The 16,492-nt window shown below is 50.0% G+C and carries 17 protein-coding genes; 4 read left to right on the top strand and 13 right to left on the bottom strand.

Translation table 11 applies throughout. From position 1 onward, the window contains the following. Positions 1–66 precede the first annotated feature (66 nt). The 3 genes from BLQ32_RS11365 to BLQ32_RS11355 are packed head-to-tail and all read right to left on the bottom strand — an operon-like array spanning position 67 to position 3,661. The gene (locus tag BLQ32_RS11365) at positions 67–1,983 is read right to left on the bottom strand and encodes a PTS fructose transporter subunit IIABC (protein WP_074510396.1); all 1,917 of its coding nucleotides are present in this window, start codon (positions 1,981–1,983) and stop codon (positions 67–69) included. Further along, positions 1,980–2,912 (bottom strand): 1-phosphofructokinase, encoded by a 933-nt coding sequence (gene pfkB / locus BLQ32_RS11360; protein ID WP_074510395.1) that lies wholly within the window; start codon positions 2,910–2,912, stop codon positions 1,980–1,982. The genes BLQ32_RS11365 and pfkB overlap by 4 nt, the downstream gene beginning before the upstream one ends. After that, complete coding sequence (locus tag BLQ32_RS11355; protein ID WP_074510394.1) at positions 2,909–3,661, bottom strand: DeoR/GlpR family DNA-binding transcription regulator; 753 nt, start codon at positions 3,659–3,661, stop codon at positions 2,909–2,911. Before BLQ32_RS11355 ends, pfkB begins: the two co-directional genes overlap by 4 nt. A 178-nt stretch (positions 3,662–3,839) precedes the next feature. Between BLQ32_RS11355 and BLQ32_RS11350 the strand changes: the two genes are divergently transcribed. Together BLQ32_RS11350 and ptsP are read left to right on the top strand one after the other, a co-directional pair. Then, a complete protein-coding gene (locus BLQ32_RS11350) occupies positions 3,840–4,106 on the top strand; it encodes a phosphocarrier protein HPr (protein ID WP_036804699.1) in 267 nt (88 codons plus the stop codon). Next, a complete protein-coding gene (gene ptsP / locus BLQ32_RS11345) occupies positions 4,106–5,818 on the top strand; it encodes a phosphoenolpyruvate--protein phosphotransferase (protein WP_074510393.1) in 1,713 nt (570 codons plus the stop codon). Before BLQ32_RS11350 ends, ptsP begins: the two co-directional genes overlap by 1 nt. A 308-nt stretch (positions 5,819–6,126) precedes the next feature. Here ptsP and BLQ32_RS11340 read toward each other — a convergent pair whose 3' ends face one another. The 8 genes from BLQ32_RS11340 to BLQ32_RS11305 all read right to left on the bottom strand — a co-directional run bounded on the left by BLQ32_RS11340 (position 6,127) and on the right by BLQ32_RS11305 (position 12,617). Beyond that, positions 6,127–6,939, bottom strand: a complete 813-nt coding sequence (locus BLQ32_RS11340; protein WP_074510392.1) for an energy-coupling factor ABC transporter ATP-binding protein — start codon at positions 6,937–6,939, stop codon at positions 6,127–6,129. Continuing rightward, positions 6,932–7,795 (bottom strand): energy-coupling factor ABC transporter ATP-binding protein, encoded by an 864-nt coding sequence (locus BLQ32_RS11335; protein ID WP_074510391.1) that lies wholly within the window; start codon positions 7,793–7,795, stop codon positions 6,932–6,934. The genes BLQ32_RS11340 and BLQ32_RS11335 overlap by 8 nt, the downstream gene beginning before the upstream one ends. Further along, positions 7,780–8,535: an energy-coupling factor transporter transmembrane component T gene (locus BLQ32_RS11330; RefSeq protein WP_074510390.1), complete on the bottom strand. Its 756-nt coding sequence runs from the start codon at positions 8,533–8,535 to the stop codon at positions 7,780–7,782. The genes BLQ32_RS11335 and BLQ32_RS11330 overlap by 16 nt, the downstream gene beginning before the upstream one ends. A 55-nt stretch (positions 8,536–8,590) precedes the next feature. After that, on the bottom strand, positions 8,591–9,193 hold the full coding sequence (locus BLQ32_RS11325; RefSeq protein ID WP_074510389.1) for an ECF transporter S component: 603 nt from the start codon (positions 9,191–9,193) through the stop codon (positions 8,591–8,593). Further along, positions 9,190–10,173 carry a nucleoside hydrolase gene (locus BLQ32_RS11320; protein ID WP_074510388.1) on the bottom strand — a complete coding sequence of 328 codons (984 nt, stop codon included), beginning with the start codon at positions 10,171–10,173 and terminating at the stop codon, positions 9,190–9,192. Before BLQ32_RS11320 ends, BLQ32_RS11325 begins: the two co-directional genes overlap by 4 nt. Positions 10,174–10,342: 169 nt before the next feature. Continuing rightward, positions 10,343–10,708 (bottom strand): nuclear transport factor 2 family protein, encoded by a 366-nt coding sequence (locus BLQ32_RS11315; RefSeq protein WP_053166838.1) that lies wholly within the window; start codon positions 10,706–10,708, stop codon positions 10,343–10,345. 72 nt (positions 10,709–10,780) lie between these two features. Next, complete coding sequence (locus BLQ32_RS11310; RefSeq protein WP_074510387.1) at positions 10,781–11,740, bottom strand: MBL fold metallo-hydrolase; 960 nt, start codon at positions 11,738–11,740, stop codon at positions 10,781–10,783. Positions 11,741–11,873: 133 nt separating this feature from the next. Continuing rightward, positions 11,874–12,617, bottom strand: a complete 744-nt coding sequence (locus tag BLQ32_RS11305; RefSeq protein WP_036804683.1) for a ZIP family metal transporter — start codon at positions 12,615–12,617, stop codon at positions 11,874–11,876. 174 nt (positions 12,618–12,791) lie between these two features. Here BLQ32_RS11305 and BLQ32_RS11300 point away from each other — a divergent pair, with 174 nt between their 5' ends. Both BLQ32_RS11300 and BLQ32_RS11295 read left to right on the top strand, forming a co-directional pair. Next, positions 12,792–13,646 carry an NAD(P)H-hydrate dehydratase gene (locus BLQ32_RS11300; RefSeq protein WP_074510386.1) on the top strand — a complete coding sequence of 285 codons (855 nt, stop codon included), beginning with the start codon at positions 12,792–12,794 and terminating at the stop codon, positions 13,644–13,646. 63 nt (positions 13,647–13,709) lie between these two features. Then, positions 13,710–14,045: a hypothetical protein gene (locus tag BLQ32_RS11295; RefSeq protein ID WP_074510385.1), complete on the top strand. Its 336-nt coding sequence runs from the start codon at positions 13,710–13,712 to the stop codon at positions 14,043–14,045. A gap of 45 nt (positions 14,046–14,090) precedes the next feature. Here the strand turns inward: BLQ32_RS11295 and BLQ32_RS11290 are convergent, their stop codons facing one another. Then, the gene (locus BLQ32_RS11290; RefSeq protein WP_074510384.1) at positions 14,091–15,086 is read right to left on the bottom strand and encodes a bile acid:sodium symporter family protein; all 996 of its coding nucleotides are present in this window, start codon (positions 15,084–15,086) and stop codon (positions 14,091–14,093) included. Beyond that, positions 15,083–16,486, bottom strand: coding sequence for an FAD-binding oxidoreductase (locus BLQ32_RS11285; RefSeq protein ID WP_074510383.1), 1,404 nt, complete (start codon positions 16,484–16,486; stop codon positions 15,083–15,085). Before BLQ32_RS11285 ends, BLQ32_RS11290 begins: the two co-directional genes overlap by 4 nt. Positions 16,487–16,492 lie beyond the last annotated feature (6 nt).

The following is a 16,492-nucleotide window of genomic DNA, read 5'->3' as shown; positions in this document are numbered from 1 at the left end:
AATGCCGCTGATGCGGATTCTCGACGCAAAAAAAACCGTTCCCGGAATCCGGGAACGGTTTGGTAATTATGCAGCTGCAACGACTTTCTTTTTCAAAAGCCCTGCCACAATGGCTGTGACAATTGCACCGGCAATGATGGCTGCAGCGTAGAGAAGGATCTTCACAACGCCGCCGTCCACCAAGCCCATGACGAACACTCCGCCGTGCGGAGCGCGAAGGCTGATGTCAAACAGCATGACCAGTGCGCCGGTAAAGGCTGCACCTGCAACTGAGGCCGGAATGACGCGCGCCGGATCGGCTGCGGCAAACGGAATGACGCCTTCCGTGATAAAGCAGGCACCGAGAACGTAAGCGGTCTTGCCGGCTTCGCGTTCCGGTTTCGTGAATTTGTTTTTGAACATGGTTGTCGCAATGGCCATGCCAAGCGGCGGGACCATACCGGCCGCCATCACAGTGGCCATGAAATTGAAGTTCTGCGCATCGAGCATCGCAATGCCGAATGTGTAGGCCGCTTTGTTGATCGGGCCCCCCATATCAATCGCCATCATGCCGCCGAGCAACAAGCCGACCAGCACCAGGTTCGTGCCCCCAAGGCTTTCAAGAAACGCTGAAATGGCGGTGTAGACTTTTGTAAGCTGCGGGTTCACAAGCATCATGATGATGCCGGTGATGGCAATGCTGAAGACCGGGAAGAACAGCACCGGCTTTAAACCTTCAAGCGAATTCGGCAACACAGAGAAAACGCGTTTTACCAGAAGCGTGACGTAACCTGCCAGGAATCCGGCGATTAAACCGCCGAGGAATCCGGAACCGCCGCTTGCCCCTTCAACACCCGTTACCGTGATGGCAATCAATCCGCCAATCATCCCCGGTGCAAAGCCGGGCCGTTCCGCGATGCTCATCGCGATAAAGCCGGCAAGTACCGGAACCATCAGGAAGAACGCATTGCCGCCGCCAATGGTGTTGAGCATGGCTGCGAATTCATTGTATTCGGGGCTGTCCGGGTTCGAAGCATTGATGCCCCAGAAAAACGATATGGCGATCAAGATCCCGCCGCCGACAACAAACGGCAGCATATTGGAAACCCCGTTCATCAAATGCTTGTAGAAAAGCCCTTTGGATTCCGTGTCCGCTGCATCGTCTTTCGATTTGTCGTGCTGGTAAACCGGCGCGTCGCCTGTCATCGCGCGGTCCAATAAATTGTCGGTCTCGTAAATGGCTTTGCCGACTTTTGTCTGGATGACCGGCTTGCCGGCAAACCGCGCCATTTCCACTTTTGTGTCTGCGGCGACAATGATGGCGTCGGCTGCGGCGATATCGGCATCCGTCAACCGGTTTTTCACGCCGCTTGAGCCGTTCGTTTCCACTTTGATGTCAATGCCGCGTTCTTTTGCCCGTTCGTTGAGCTTTTCAGCCGCCATATACGTATGGGCAATGCCCGTCGGACAAGCCGTAACAGCGAGTATGCGTTTGCCTGAACCGGCCGGCGCCGTGTGCTCATCTTCCGGTGCAACCGGTCCGTCTTCTTCCGTTTCTTTATCCGTCACAGCCTGCAGAACCTCTTGTTTCGTAGTCGCAGCCAGAATGCGCGAGCGGAAATTTCCGTCCATCAGGAACGTCGCCAAACGCGATAAGGCTTCAAGGTGGGCGTCATTTGCGCCTTCCGTTGCGGCAATCATGAAGAAGAGGTTGGCCGGCTGGCCGTCCATCGATTCATATTCCAGGCCGCTGTTTGAGCGCCCGAAGGCTATGGCCGGTTCTTTGACGGCGCGGGATTTGGCATGCGGAATGGCGATGCCTTCCCCGATGCCTGTGGTGCTTTGTTCCTCGCGCGCTAAAATGTCTTTTGTAAACTGGGCGGGATCGTTCAGTTTACCGGCGCGGTCCAGCTGCGCAACCAGTTCGGCGATGACTTCGGGTTTGGAAGAAGCCGCAACATCCAGGATAATGGTTGATTCAGTCAATAATTGCGTGATTTTCATGTGGTCACATCCTCTTCAGTAATGGGGTGTAAAACAACTTGGCTGAGCAGCGCTTCTGCATCTTGTTTTTCGCATAAATCCGAGCGGAACGCGGTGGCGCTTCCGCACGCCACTCCGTATTGGAACGCTTTCACGGCGTCCGCCTGTGCGGCGTAGGAAGCGATAAAGCCGGAAACGAGCGAATCGCCGGATCCCACCGTATTGACGACTTGGCCTTTCGGTGCTTCTGCGGCAACGGTCTCGTTTGCCGTGACCAATAACGCCCCTTCACCTCCCATGGAAACGATGACATTTTCAATGCCGTTTCGGACCAATTTGGAAGCGTAAGAAATGGCCTGCTGCTTGCCGGTGATTTCAACACCGAACAATTCTCCCAGCTCATGCTCGTTCGGCTTGATCAAGAAAGGCTTTGCTCCAACCAATTCTTTTAAGGCAGGGCCTGAAGTATCCAAGACAAAACGGACACCTTTGCTTTGGCAGATTGCGGCGAGTTCCAGGAAATAAGCTTGCGGAACGGAAGCCGGCAAGCTGCCGGCAAGCACAAACCAGTCGCCTGTTTCGAACGACTGCACTTTTTGGGCCAGCTTGTCCAATTGCGCTTCCTGCAGCACCGGACCCGGGCCGTTCAATTCGGTTTCTTCTTCGGACTTGATTTTCACGTTGATGCGGGTAATGTCGGAAGTTTCAATAAAATCTGTCGAGACGCCTTCATTGTTGAGGAATTCTTCTATATATTTACCTGTAAACCCGCCGGCAAAGCCCAGCGCTTTGCTTGCAGTCCCCAACCGGTTCAAAACGCGGGAAACATTGATGCCTTTTCCGCCCGGATAATAATGCACTTCAGCGGTCCGGTTCAGTTTTCCCGTCTTGAAATTGGGTAAATAGGTGGTGTAGTCTATAGATGGTGTAATGGTGCAGGTGTAGATCATGCTTTTCCCACCTTTACGGTTGTCTTTTTTTCAAGTACTTCGAATGTATCAGCGGACAATTCATCCACGACCAATGTCGCCTCTTCCAAATCCATGATTTTCGCAAAGCTTACTTTATTGGATTTTGAATGGTCGGCCAGCACATAAGTTTTACGGGCCAAGGAACTGGCCATTTTTTTGACGGCGGCTTCTTCCGGATCCGGCGTTGTGTATCCATAATCAGGATGAAACCCGTTGACGCCCAAGAAACAGATGTCAAAGCGGTAATTTTTTAGGGATTGGATTGTTTGAGCCCCGACCAGTGCACCGGTCCTCGGCTTGATCATCCCGCCGGTCAAGTAAGTGGTAATGCCTTGTTCATTTAATGCTTCGACAAGCGTCAGCCCATTGGTGACGACAACCAAATCTTTTTCCGTCAGAAACGGAATCATTTGAAAAGTCGTTGTGCCGGCATCTAAAAATACACTGTCGCCATGCTGGACAAAACCGGATGCAAATTTGGCAAGATTGATTTTTTCCTGGAGGTTCTGCGCCGATTTGTCGGCGACACTCGGTTCAGCCAAGTTGCGGCCCGGCAGGACAGCGCCGCCAAAAACGCGCTCCAATTTTTGCCGGTTTTCAAGTTCCGTCAAGTCCCGCCGGATTGTCGACTCGGAAGCGGCCGTCAATTCGACGATGTCCTGAATTTTGATCGTCTGTTTTTCTTCTAGCAGCTTTAAAATAAAGTCATGGCGTTCATTCGTTAACATCTATTCACCTTCTTTGCTAGTTGGTTAAATAGATAATACTTGAAATCGCTTCCAAAATCAATCATAATCATTCATAAGCAATCAAAAACAGTCATTTGATTTTATTTTCAATCAAAATCGTTCATAATAGAGATTGAAAACGATCAAAGACAATCATTCTTATTAGGAGGAATTTTACATGGTAGAAAAACAATTCACAATCACAGATGAAGCAGGTATCCACGCACGTCCAGCATCCGCATTGGTAGGTTCATTGTCTAAATTCAAATCCGATATTACGCTTGAACACAAAGGCAAAAAAGTAAACTTGAAATCGATTTTAGGTGTGATGTCGCTTGGCGTGGCTTCTGGATCAACAGTAACGGTGGCAGCAAACGGCGAAGACGAAGAAGAAGCATTGGCTCAAGTCAGCCAAGTAATGGCATCTGAAGGGCTTTCAAACTAATGAAAAAAACATTATCCGGAATTGCAGCTTCGAATGGAATCGCCATTGCAAAAGCGTTTCGCCTTGAAAATCCGGAACTGAATGTTGAAAAATCAACCGTAACGGATGCAGCGCAGGAAGTGGCCCGTTTTGAAGCCGCATTAAACCAATCCACATCTGAACTTGAAGCCATCAAAGAACGCACAGCCAAGCAAATCAGCGATAAGGAAGCGGCGATTTTCGGCGCTCACCTTCTCGTGTTAAGCGACCCGGAACTCGTCGGGCCCATCAAAGAAAAAATTGAAACAGAGCAAACGAATGCCGAATACGCATTGCAGGAAACCGCAAATATGTTTATTCAAATGTTTGAAGCAATGGACAATGATTACATGAAAGAACGCGCCGCGGACATCCGCGATGTCACCAAACGCGTCTTGTCCCACCTATTGGGCGTGACCATCCAAAGCCCAAGCATGATTTCCGAAGAAGTTATCATCATTGCGGAAGATTTGACGCCTTCTGATACGGTCCAGTTGGATCCGTCTTTCGTCAAAGCGTTTATCACCGATATCGGCGGACGCACTTCCCATTCGGCGATCCTAGCCCGTACGCTTGAAATCCCGGCGGTCGTCGGCGCTAAAGAAGTGATGGCTTCAATTGAAAACGGCACGCTCGTCATCGTTGACGGCTTGGATGGCCACATCATCCTCGATCCGGACAGCGAAACGGTTGCCGAATATGAAGAGAAAAAAGCTCAGTATGACCGCCAAAAAGCGGAATGGGCAAAACTGAAAAATGAACCAACGGTGACAACAGACGGACATGCTGTAGAGCTTGGCGCCAACATCGGAACGCCGAAAGACACGGCTGGTGTTCTTGAAAACGGCGGCGAAGCGATCGGCTTGTACCGGACAGAGTTCCTTTACATGGGACGCGACCAGTTCCCGACCGAAGACGAGCAGTACGAAGCGTACTCGTCGGTGCTAAAAGCAATGGAAGGCAAACCGACCGTCGTCCGCACATTGGACATTGGCGGCGACAAAGAGTTGTCTTACCTGCAATTGCCTAAAGAATTAAATCCCTTCTTGGGCTTGCGGGCCATCCGTTTATGCCTGGAAATGCCGGATATGTTCCGGACGCAGCTGCGTGCATTGCTTCGCGCCAGCGTCCACGGCAATTTGAAAATCATGTTCCCGATGATTGCGACGCTGGATGAATTCCGCCAGGCAAAAGCGCTGGTCGAAGACGAAAAAGCGAAGCTGCAAACAGAAGGCATTGACGTCAGCGATTCGATTGAAATCGGCATCATGGTGGAAATCCCTTCAACGGCCGTGATGGCCGATACATTCGCCAAAGAAGTGGACTTTTTCTCAATCGGCACGAATGATCTGATCCAGTACACAATGGCTGCAGACCGCATGAACGAAAACGTATCGTATTTGTACCAGCCGTTCAACCCGGCGATTTTGCGCCTGGTGAAAATGGTCATCGATGCCTCCCACCGCGAAGGCAAATGGACCGGCATGTGCGGCGAAATGGCAGGAGACGAAATTGCGATTCCGATTCTCCTTGGCCTAGGGCTTGATGAGTTCTCAATGAGCGCTTCGTCGATCCTGAAAGCCCGCTCACAGATCGGCAAATTGTCAAAAGCCGAGATGGCAACACATATCGACCGCATTTTAGCGATGGATACTTCAGCCGAAGTGGCGGACTATGTAAAAGCGAATATGTAAAACAAAAGCCAAAGGAGCTCTATCGCTCCTTTGGCTTTAAGTTTAGCTACATATGAATCCGAATGAATATTGAATGAATAAATCGAGCATAGCGAATGAATATATTATGAATAAAAAATAGACGGGATACCTCGAGTCTCTGTCTCATCTGAATGTTTATCGTAAAGATGATGAATATTCATGTTTAAGCATTTCTGGAAGCCTGCCGTTTGTACGGGTTGGTTTCTGCTATTCATATTCATTCATTCAGTTTCAACTTTGCCTATTGCAAAAAAGCCAAAGGAGCTCAATTGCTCCTTTGGCTTTTGTTAGGTGGCTTTATGTTTTAATATGGCAGCCACCAGCTGCTGTTTGGAAAGAATGCCGGGCGGAAAATGGAACATGCCGGCCATTTGCGCAACAGCCGGCGGTTTCAGCATGCTGGCTTTTAGCACTTCTTCATTATAAAAAATATCCTCTGCCTGACCATCTGCAATCAACTTGCGGTTCGCCATCACCACAATCCGGGAGAAATAATCGGTGACAAATTCCATATCATGGGTGATGGTGATGACCGTCTTGCCCTTTTGTTCCAATACATCGAGGAGGCGGCCGAGGGTCAGCAAACCGATTTTGTCCTGCCCGGCTGTTGGCTCATCCAAAATGACAATGTCGGAGTCCATGGCCAGCACCGATGCAATCGTGACAAATTTGCGTTCAGAGTAAGGCAGGTTGTAGGGATTTTCTTCCGCAAAACCGCTGATGCCGCATAGTTCCATGGCCCACTGGGTCAATTCATCGACCCGTCCGCTATCAAATTTCATATTTTTCGGGCCGAACCGGACTTCCGATTCCACGTCGTTATGAAAAATCTGGTCGTCCGGATTTTGGAAAACGTAGCCGACTTTTCGCGAGACCTGGGCAGTTGTATATTTCGTGGTATCCCATTCACCGGCTTCCACCGTTCCACTTGCCGGTTTCAACAGGCCATTCATCAATTTGACGGCTGTCGTCTTGCCGGCGCCGTTTTGCCCGACGATGGCCACCCGCTCGCCTGACTTTACCGTCAGTGTAAAATCCTCGAGCGCCTTCGTGCCGTCCGGATAAGAAAAACTGACATTTTGCAAAACCAGATCAGTCACAGGCAACCACTCCTTTCAAATTCAGCGCTTCGGCCAATTCACTGTCTTTTACCGGCAGAAACGCAAGCGGCATGCCGGATTTTTGCAGCTGCAGCGCCACTTCAGTCACATGCGGATATTGAATGTTATAGCGCTCGTATTCCGGATTTCCAAATACCTCCCTCACCGGCCCTTGCATGACGAGTTTCCCTTCGCTCATAACGAGCAGATTGTCTGCATACTCCGCGATCAAATCCATTTTGTGTTCGACCAGTACAATCGTCTTGCCGCGCTCTTTCATCAAGCGGATAATATCGAATATCTGCTCAGTGCCGACGGGGTCCAGCTGCGAAGTCGGCTCATCAATGACCAGGATATCCGGGTCCATGACGATAATGGAAGCAAGCGCGACTCGCTGCCGTTGCCCGCCGGACAATTCAAACGGATTTTTATCACGGAGGTGGCCAATGTTCACGAGTTTCAGGATTTCCTCTACCCGCAGCCGGATTTCGTCAACCGGCACGCCGAGATTCTCCAAGCCATAGGCCACTTCTTCAAATACATTGTCTTTGACGCCGGACACTTGGATAAACGGATTTTGGAACACATACCCAACCTGCTCCGCCATTTGGCCAAGCTGCGTTTCCTGCGTGTCTTTTCCGCCCACCCGTACAATCCCTTCCAGGTCTCCTTTGTAGAAATGGGGAATAAACCCGCGGATGGCATTGCACAGCGTTGTTTTTCCGGAAGCGTTGTTGCCGATAATGGCGGTGAATTTGCCTTTTTCAATGGTGAACGAAACATCCTTCAGGACATAATCATCGCTGACCGGATAGCGGTACGAAACATTTTGCAACTCGATTACGATGTCTGCCATAAAACAACCCTCCAAACAAGCAAGCCCAGTATGATCAAAACAAATAAAATCGGCAATATCCGGTCGGCGCGGCTCTTAGTCAATTTGTGCAGACTGGTTTTCTTCACTGGCGCTGAAAATGCGCGCGATTCGAGCGTCAGTGCGCGTTCTTCCGTTCCGGCAATGGAAGACAAAATAAGCGGAGTGAGTGTCGGGATAAACGCTTTCGCCCGCACAAAGAGCGACCCTTCCGTTTCAACCCCTCTTGTTTTCTGTGCTTCCATGATGGTATTGGCTTGCCTGCGCATTTCCGGAATGATTTGAAGGGTCGACAATACGACATACGCCCCCATTGGCGGCATCCCTTTGTCTTCGAGCGACTTCACGAAATCGCGCACTTCCGTCATCCGGAAAAACAGCACAAATGCAGAACCAATCGCCAAGATGCGGGAAGTCAAGATGAGTCCGTAATAAACGCCTTCTTGTTTGATTTCAAAAATCCACCATCGCCACAGCACTTGCTCGCCCGGGAAGAAAAAGATCTGCATCAAGAAGACAATCACGAGAACGCTGACCAATGCTTTCAAAACAATGCCGATGAATTCCTTGAAAACACCTGCCAACAACGAGATGGCCACTAATCCCAGAAATACGGAAAAAGCAAACCAATAGCCGGGCACAATCAGGACAACCGCCAAAATAAACAGCGAAAAATAAAATTTGGTCATGGGGTGAAGCTGAAGCAATGCATTCGGTTTCATGGCTCTTGCCCCTCCCTTTCTTCAGGAAAAATCGACTGATGTTGAACGCATCGAATCACGAGCGGTTTCGGCGTTTCATATACAAATGGCCGTATTTCAGTTTTGACAAATAGCGGTCAGACATGCCTTTGACAATGAAGAAGACGATCAGGACTGAAACCACTTTATCGGCAATTTCAACAATGAAGCTCGATGAAAATACCGCCGTCCACAGTTGTTGGCCAGATGCCAGGAAAGTAGCCGTGATCAACGAAGAGGTATTCCCCGTAGCGCCGCCAAAAACCAGGACAGTAATCGGTGCGGAAACGACGACCGCTATCAAAGTGATGACGATGACCGAAATGATGGTTTTGGGTACATTTTTAAAAAATCCGAATTTGGAAAGAAGGCCAGCACCGACGCCAATCGCCATCGAAGTTAAGGCATATGGCAAATAAACCGGATTGAAAATGGCGTTGATTAAATTGGTGATAAGTCCGGCTAATAATGCCACCCAAGGCCCTGCAATAACGCCTACTAAAATCGTGCCGATCGTATCCAGAAAAATCGGCAGACGCAAAACATTCGTCAATTGAAAACCGACAATATTGATGGCGACCCCGATTGGAATCAACAGCATTGCCATCAAACTGAAGTCGTCCTTAAAACTGCGTTTCATGATTTTCTCCCCCTGTCCGAATGAGTCATTGCAATCATGCCCATCTTTTCTACGGCATCAAAAAACTGCGCAACGAATTTTTCGCGGTCAACCGTATGCAGAACTTTCGCGTTTGCTGTTTTCCCGGATAGCTGTGCATAATCGACTACCGTCGTCCCGGCAGTCAAACGCCCTTCCGTCTCGATTTCAACACAGCAATCGTCTCCTTCGAATAATTCCGGCGTCACAACATAAGAAACCGCGCACAAATCATGTAAGCGGATACATTTTTCGAAATCCGCCGGATGGAAAGCGGTCTGTTTGGCCTGCTTTATATAAAACCGCATCATTGCCGCCACTTTCAAAGCAAAGTCCGTATCCATTCGTTCCAACTCTTCTAATTCTTCCAAGGTCACATATGCTTTGTGTGTCACATCCAGTCCGCTCATTACAATCGGGACGCCGGAGCGGAACACCAGATCTGCAGCATGCGGATCCACGTAAACATTGAATTCCGCCGTCGGCGTCATATTGCCGCCCACTGCTGCGCCTCCCATATACGAAATGAATTTTATCTTCGGTTTCACTTCCGGATGCGCGAACAGCAAGGCCCCGATATTCGTGAGCGGGCCCGTAGCGATTAAAACGACCGGCTCCGGACTGTCCATCAATACTTGTTTCATTGCTTCGACCGCTGTCCGCGCGCTTAATTCGAGCATCGGGACAGGAAATTCCACATCTCCCAGACCGCTCTTGCCATGAACCTCTGCCGCAATTTCCAGCGCTTTGAACATCGGCCGGTCCAGGCCTTTAGCAATTTCCACGTCCTGGCCTAAATAGCTGGCAAACGCCAAGGCATTGGCCACCGTTTTTGCTTGCGTTTGATTCCCTGCCTCTGTCGTGATCAGTTTGACATCCAATTCGGGACGCGCGAAAGCCAATGTCAGCGCCATCACGTCATCAATTCCCGGATCGCAGTCGATCATTACTGGTATCGCCATCAAATTCCCCCATTCCTCTCTGCGTAGCCCTTGAAATCCCAGCTTCAAAGGTCTTTAGGTATTTCGATTCTTTTCACTTGGATTCCTGCAAGCAAACACAATAAGCGGACGATTTATTGGTTTTTTCTCCAAACAAAAAAAGAAGACCGAAGTCTTCTCTGTTGCCGATTCAACTTTCTTCCTGAGTAGTAGAAGTCAAGCTGACAATTTTACCCGCTTCTTCCCGGTCCATTTCGTAAATGTCTTGGTAGGAGTAAGATTTCACTAAGCCTTTTTTGTCATCAATGGTCATTTTTCCGGTAACGGTTGCCTGCAATCCGTCTGACCGGACATGGTCGATGGTGACTTTCACATCATGGTCGCTGTCCATGCTGCCGACATAGTCAAGAAACTGCTGTTTCCCTTCGATCGTTTCTTCGCCTTCCATTTTCCATACCACATCGTCTGCGATATGTTTTTCGATAAAATCCAAATCCCCGATTACAAACGCTACGTTCATTTCCTTGAAAAACTTTTCGCTGTTGACATTGGCCATCTGTATTTTTCCTCCCCGGAAATTCAATTTTCTATATCAATACCCGAAAACCAGAACTTGAACCCTGAAGATTCACTGGATTTCACTGGACGCGGCCGCCTTTTGCCGTTTTAAAAAATAGTCCGCCATTCCCATGGCGCTGACTTCCAAATCAAGTTGAATGATTTGGTAGACTTCATGATCTTCCCCTACGCCGAGGCCCTGGAGGTGCTTCTGGATGCGCTTTTGCAAGCGCGCTGCAAGTTCATCCGGCCCGAAACCTTCTGCGAATGTTTTTTCTGCTTCCGCCATGAAAATATCCAGCCACTCCGATACTTGGCGGAGTGCCATTTCCGTTTTTTCCGTCATGCCGAAATGGCCGTAGTAAATGGCGCTGAAATGCTGGGACTGCATCCGCGAGATGGCGTGTTTCATCGCTTCCGGGTCAAACTGGTTGGGTGAAGTGGACGGCAAAAAGAAATCGATTCCTTCTTTTGCCAGCTGTTCGTACCGGATGCCGACTGTATCGCCTGCAAAAATGCCGTTGCTTTTCGTATCCACTATTCCGAAATGATGGTTGGCATGCCCCGGGGTATCCCAAAATTCCAGCGTACAGGACGGACCGATTTTCAATTGTGCGCCTTCGCCTATTACGAGCAGCCGCTCTTTCGGAATCGGCACGATCGGATCGAATAATTTATCGAATTTATCGCCGTACACTTGCTTTGCTCCGGCAATCAAACGCTCCGGTTCTGCCAGATGGCGAGCCCCTTTCGGATGGACCACAATTTTGGCGTTCGGGCAGTCCTTTAGCAAAAGCCCGGCTCCTCCGGCATGGTCCAGGTGGATGTGGGTGACAATTATGTATTTGACCTGGTCGAGTTGATATCCGAGTTTTTCGAGCCCCTTCTTAATATACGGCACGGATGGGCTGGCGCTCGTGTCGATCAGCGTCAATTCTTCTTCCCTGATCACATAGGTGCCGGTGCGCTCCTCTAACCCGAGATCCATTCCATCGATAATGAAAATCCGTTCGTTCAGCTGCTTGTACATGAAACATCCCCCTTTATTTTTTCCACCATCATAATATTGAATATTCTAACATTTAATCCCGGATTTAGATACCTAATCCAGAATGGGCAAAATGATAAAAAGCCTTCAAGAATCTCTTCTTAAAGGCTTTCCCTTAAATCTGCTGCAGCAGCAATGTGATAAAGATGCCGGCCGCTGTAATAAAACCGGCGATCGGGCCGCCTTTTTCGTGGGCTTCCGGCATCATGGTCGAGGCCACCATAGCGATGATGCCGCCTGCGGCAAACGCACTGAGTATCGCCTGGACATCTTCTGTGGCGTTCTCCAGGAACGTATAGCCGGCGAGTGAACTAAGCGCGGAAGCAACCAGCACAAACACCCACATCCACAGCACTTTCTTTTTATGGTAGCCGCCTTTTTGCAAACCGGTCGTACTGGAAATGCCTTCCGGCAGATTGCTGATGAAGACGGCAGCGACGAGCGCGTAGCCGACGCCCCCGCCTTGTGCGATTCCAAGGCCGATCATCGCCGTCTCTGGAATCGCATCCATGATGGTTCCGATAAAAATTGCCATTCCGGCTCCTGCTTCTGAATTGCTCGGCGCATCACTTCCGTGGCCGGACCGCTTCCGGTGCATTCCGCCTTTACGGGTTACGAGAATATCGAGTATCGTGAAAATAAGAGCTCCCCCGAGAAAGCCTAATGCGATCTGAGTCAATCCGCTGATTTCCATCGCTTCATCGAGCAGCTCAAAAGCCACCGCCCCGATCAACGCTCCGGTACCAAGCGCCATAATGTAGCCAATCAGTTTTTGCGGCAAGTTAAACGCCATCACGATCAATGCGCCGAGCAAATTCGCTCCTCCTGCCACTGCCCCCCATAACAGCGCTTGTGCCATTTCCATCATCCTTTCTATTTAGCAATTGCTTAGATAATTCCCTGTCGCCCGAGAAGTTAATCCTGCAAGCAGACGAATCAGCTAAACCGTTAGATTCTGGAAGGAAGCGGGTATGCAAATAGCGAAACGCATTTTTGCATTCCTTTAAAATATTTTTGGCTGGAGTTGATTCGAATGGCGCATACCCATCAAACAGAATCCATGTGGACGATCAAGCACGTTAAAGAAACCCTTCCCAAAAGAGAACAAGCCAGCCATAAAGGCACATTCGGGACCGGCTTGCTGGTGGCTGGCAGCCGCGACATGCCTGGAGCGGCCATTTTATCCGGGCTCGGCGCGATGCGATCCGGCATCGGCAAGCTTGAAATCGCCACCGAACCGGAAGTGATTTCGCTGATGGTGTCTTCCTTGCCGGAAGCGACCTATGTCCGCAGCGGGCTCCAGAAAATCGCAGACGGCCTAGTGGATTTATCTCCTTACCGGGCTGTTGCGATTGGCCCCGGCATCCTGCCTGACCGGCTGACAGAACAAGCCATCGAAAACATCCTTGATAGCCATTCCCCTTTAATTTTGGATGCCGGTGCATTATCGCAGCGAAATTACACGGAGCGCCCTGCGCCCGTCATTTTAACTCCTCATCCCGGAGAATTCAGCCGGATAACGGGAGTGGACCTGCAAGAGCTTCTGCCGAAACGAAGCTTCTACGCAGCGAAGTTCGCAGAAAAGCTAGGGGTTGCCATCGTTTTAAAAGGAGACAACACCGTCATCGCTTTTCCAGACGGAGACACTTGGACCAATCCTACCGGCAATGCCGCACTTGCCAAAGGCGGAACCGGCGATACGTTGACCGGGATGCTGCTTGGCATGCTTTGCTGCCATGAGGATTGGAAGCATGCGGTTTTGAATGCAGTGTTTTTGCATGGTGCCTGTGCCGACACATGGGCAGAAACCCGTTCAATCCATACGCTGCTTGCCCATGAAATCAGCGGACTTCTTCCGGAAGTATGGAAAAGCGTGGAAAGAGAATGATTCGTAACTATTAGACAAGCAGAATTAACTGTTTTTCTATTCCACTAAGGAGGCGGTAAAGCGATGAAAAAATGGCTGAAGTTGGGCAGTGCATGTTTCTTGGTATTCGGCCTTGCTGCTTGCATCGAACGCCCCGAAAATGAAATGGTGCAGGAAACCGAGCGCGTTGACCCTGCCTCCGGCATCGACGTGACGACTCAAAGTGAGGGGATTTTTAAAGGGTTCGCCAACGGCTCACAAGATGCTCTTACAATTGAAATAGACGGCAAAGAGAAAAGCTATGAATTAGCGGAAGACGCTACCGGAGATTTCAACGTGCTCCAGGAAGGAGATAGGATTTCATTTTCGACAAAGAAAGTAGGCGGCAAGGAACGGATCGAAACCATCATGAGAAAATAAAAAAGCCTGTCGGCCGTTTTTCGGCCGACAGGCTTTTAAAAACCATTAGTATTTTTCAAGCTTCGCTCTCGCCGGTACTTTTTCTGCGGCGGGCAAAGCGTCCGTCTGTTCTAAATCCGCCGGTTTTTTCGACCAAATGGTGGCCAAAATCGGACCGGAAATATTGTGCCAAATCGCCCCCCACACACTTGGCAGCGCCGCAAGCGGGCTGAAGTGAGCAGTGGCAAGCGCTACGCCAAGGCCTGAATTCTGCATTCCGACTTCGATTGATATCGCTCTTCTGTCATTTTCATTCAAGCCCATCGCTTTGGCAGTCAGATAACCCAACAACAAACCAAAACCATTATGCAGGAACACGGCTACGAAAACGATAAAACCGGCACTGACGACATTGGCCGCATTGGCTGCCGTAACGGCCGAGACGATGATCAAAATCGCCAGTACGGAAATCAACGGGACAACGGTGACACTTTTTTCGACGACTTTTGGCAGCACTTTTTGGACAAGCAGCCCCAAAGCGATCGGAATGATGATTACTTGGACAATCGACAGGAACATCGATACCGGATCCACCGGAAGCCATTGCCCGGCTAAAAGCAATAAAAGGAGCGGCGTCATGACAGGCGCCAGCAAAGTCGAGAGCGACGTCATCGCAACGGACAGCGCCAAATTCCCTTTTGCCAAGTACACCATTACATTTGAAGCTGTCCCCCCGGGAACACAGCCCAACAGGACCAGGCCGGCTGCCAGCTCAGGCGGCAGTTTCAGGAGATAAGCAATCGCAAAAGCGACCAGCGGCATGATGATAAACTGGGCCGCCACCCCGATGATGACCGGCATTGGCCGCATCAGGACGATTTTGAAATCGACCGGCTTTAAGGTCAGCCCCATGCCAAACATGACAATCCCCAGTAAGATCGTGATATAGCTGCCAAATCCGAGAAACGGTTCGGGAATCAAAAAGGCGATGACCGCAATGGCAATGACCCAAACGGCAAAATATTTGCCGGCAAATGTACTTAACGATTCAAGAAACTTCATAGATGAACTCCCTTCTCGGCTGCTTTGACGTTTTTATTTGGATTCAGGAGATTGTGAGGATCCAGCGCCTGCTTGATTTTTTCCATTACTAATAGCGCATCCCCGTGTTCCTGCCGCTGGTATTTCTGTTTGCCGATGCCCACTCCGTGTTCACCGGTGCAAGTGCCGCCGCGCTCGAGCGCATACAATACGATGCGTTCGTTGAAATCAGCCGCTTTGGCTGTTTCTTCCGGATTATTCAAATCCATCATCAGCAGCACATGGAAGTTGCCGTCGCCGACATGGCCGACAATTCCGCCAATCAGGCCTAAGTTTTCCAAGTGCTCACGTGCGTGAGCCACTGCCCCAGCCAGTTCTGAAATCGGCAGGCAGACATCCGTTACCATCATTTTCTTGCCGGGGTAGCCATGAATGAATGCGTATGCCAGATTATGGCGCGCTTCCCACAGTTTATTACGGCTCGCGGTATCGGTCTCAAACTGGATTTCCGAGCAGCCATGCCCTTCTACAATGTCTTTCATGAACTCCACGTCTTGCTTCAGTCCTGCTTCGTTGCCGTGGAATTCCAAAAACAGCGTCGGTTTTTCTTGGTAGTCGGTTTCACTGTAAAGGTTCGCTTGGCGAATCGACGGTTCATCCACAAGCTCGACACGCGCTACCGGTATGCCAGCCTGTAAAATCGACACCACCGCTTCCACTGCATCATTGACGGATGGAAAGCATGCCCGTGCTGCGGAAACGTGCTCCGGTATGCCGTAGACGCGCAGCGTAATTTCGGTAAAGCAGCCGAGAGTCCCTTCGGAACCGGTAAACAGGCCGTTCAAATGAAGGCCGGACGACGACTTAGCTGCCAAGTTTCCGGTATGGATCACCATGCCGTCTGCCAGCACGACTTCCAAGTCACGGATCTGGTCGCGCATCACGCCGTATTTGACAGATGTTGTGCCGCTCGCATTTGTAGCGACCATCCCGCCGATTGTCGCATCCGCTCCCGGGTCTACACTGAAGAACAGCCCGTATTTTTTCAATTCCTTGTTTAGCTGCAGGCGTGTGACTCCCGGCTGCACTTTCACCAGAAAATCATTTCCCATGATCTCGAGCACTTTGTTCATCAAGGAAAAATCGATGGTGATTCCGCCTTCGGTCGGGATGACATGCCCTTCAAGACTTGATCCAAGGCCAAATGGTATCACCGGAATGTGAAATTGGTTCGAGATTTTCATAATGGCGCTGACTTGTTCGGCTGTTTCAGGAAAAACAACGATATCCGGCAATTGCAGGGCGTGGTACGATTCGTCTCTGCCATGCAGTTCTCTCACGGTTTCATTGATCGTAACCTGTTCTTCGGTCAACGCAGCTTTCAAAGCTTCGATGACAACGGTGATGTTCTGTTCAGTCATGATTAA

This window comes from Planococcus glaciei, assembly GCF_900099655.1.
Lineage (GTDB): Bacteria > Bacillota > Bacilli > Bacillales_A > Planococcaceae > Planococcus > Planococcus glaciei.
The sequence above is the reverse complement of the archived record's forward strand: the minus strand, read 5'-3'. Positions and strand labels throughout refer to the sequence as shown.

Bases quoted from the DNA above. Each gene is read 5' to 3' on its own strand.
- BLQ32_RS11355 (WP_074510394.1), bottom strand. From the start codon at position 3,661: ATGTTAACGAATGAACGCCATGACTTTATTTTAAAGCTGCTAGAAGAA.
- BLQ32_RS11330 (WP_074510390.1), bottom strand. From the start codon at position 8,535: ATGAAACCGAATGCATTGCTTCAGCTTCACCCCATGACCAAATTTTAT.
- BLQ32_RS11310 (WP_074510387.1), bottom strand. From the start codon at position 11,740: ATGTACAAGCAGCTGAACGAACGGATTTTCATTATCGATGGAATGGAT.
- BLQ32_RS11300 (WP_074510386.1), top strand. From the start codon at position 12,792: ATGGCGCATACCCATCAAACAGAATCCATGTGGACGATCAAGCACGTT.
- pfkB (WP_074510395.1), bottom strand. From the start codon at position 2,912: ATGATCTACACCTGCACCATTACACCATCTATAGACTACACCACCTAT.
- BLQ32_RS11350 (WP_036804699.1), top strand. From the start codon at position 3,840: ATGGTAGAAAAACAATTCACAATCACAGATGAAGCAGGTATCCACGCA.
- ptsP (WP_074510393.1), top strand. From the start codon at position 4,106: ATGAAAAAAACATTATCCGGAATTGCAGCTTCGAATGGAATCGCCATT.
- BLQ32_RS11365 (WP_074510396.1), bottom strand. From the start codon at position 1,983: ATGAAAATCACGCAATTATTGACTGAATCAACCATTATCCTGGATGTT.
- BLQ32_RS11335 (WP_074510391.1), bottom strand. From the start codon at position 7,795: ATGGCAGACATCGTAATCGAGTTGCAAAATGTTTCGTACCGCTATCCG.
- BLQ32_RS11295 (WP_074510385.1), top strand. From the start codon at position 13,710: ATGAAAAAATGGCTGAAGTTGGGCAGTGCATGTTTCTTGGTATTCGGC.
- BLQ32_RS11320 (WP_074510388.1), bottom strand. From the start codon at position 10,173: ATGGCGATACCAGTAATGATCGACTGCGATCCGGGAATTGATGACGTG.
- BLQ32_RS11305 (WP_036804683.1), bottom strand. From the start codon at position 12,617: ATGGCACAAGCGCTGTTATGGGGGGCAGTGGCAGGAGGAGCGAATTTG.
- BLQ32_RS11290 (WP_074510384.1), bottom strand. From the start codon at position 15,086: ATGAAGTTTCTTGAATCGTTAAGTACATTTGCCGGCAAATATTTTGCC.
- BLQ32_RS11325 (WP_074510389.1), bottom strand. From the start codon at position 9,193: ATGAAACGCAGTTTTAAGGACGACTTCAGTTTGATGGCAATGCTGTTG.
- BLQ32_RS11315 (WP_053166838.1), bottom strand. From the start codon at position 10,708: ATGGCCAATGTCAACAGCGAAAAGTTTTTCAAGGAAATGAACGTAGCG.
- BLQ32_RS11285 (WP_074510383.1), bottom strand. From the start codon at position 16,486: ATGACTGAACAGAACATCACCGTTGTCATCGAAGCTTTGAAAGCTGCG.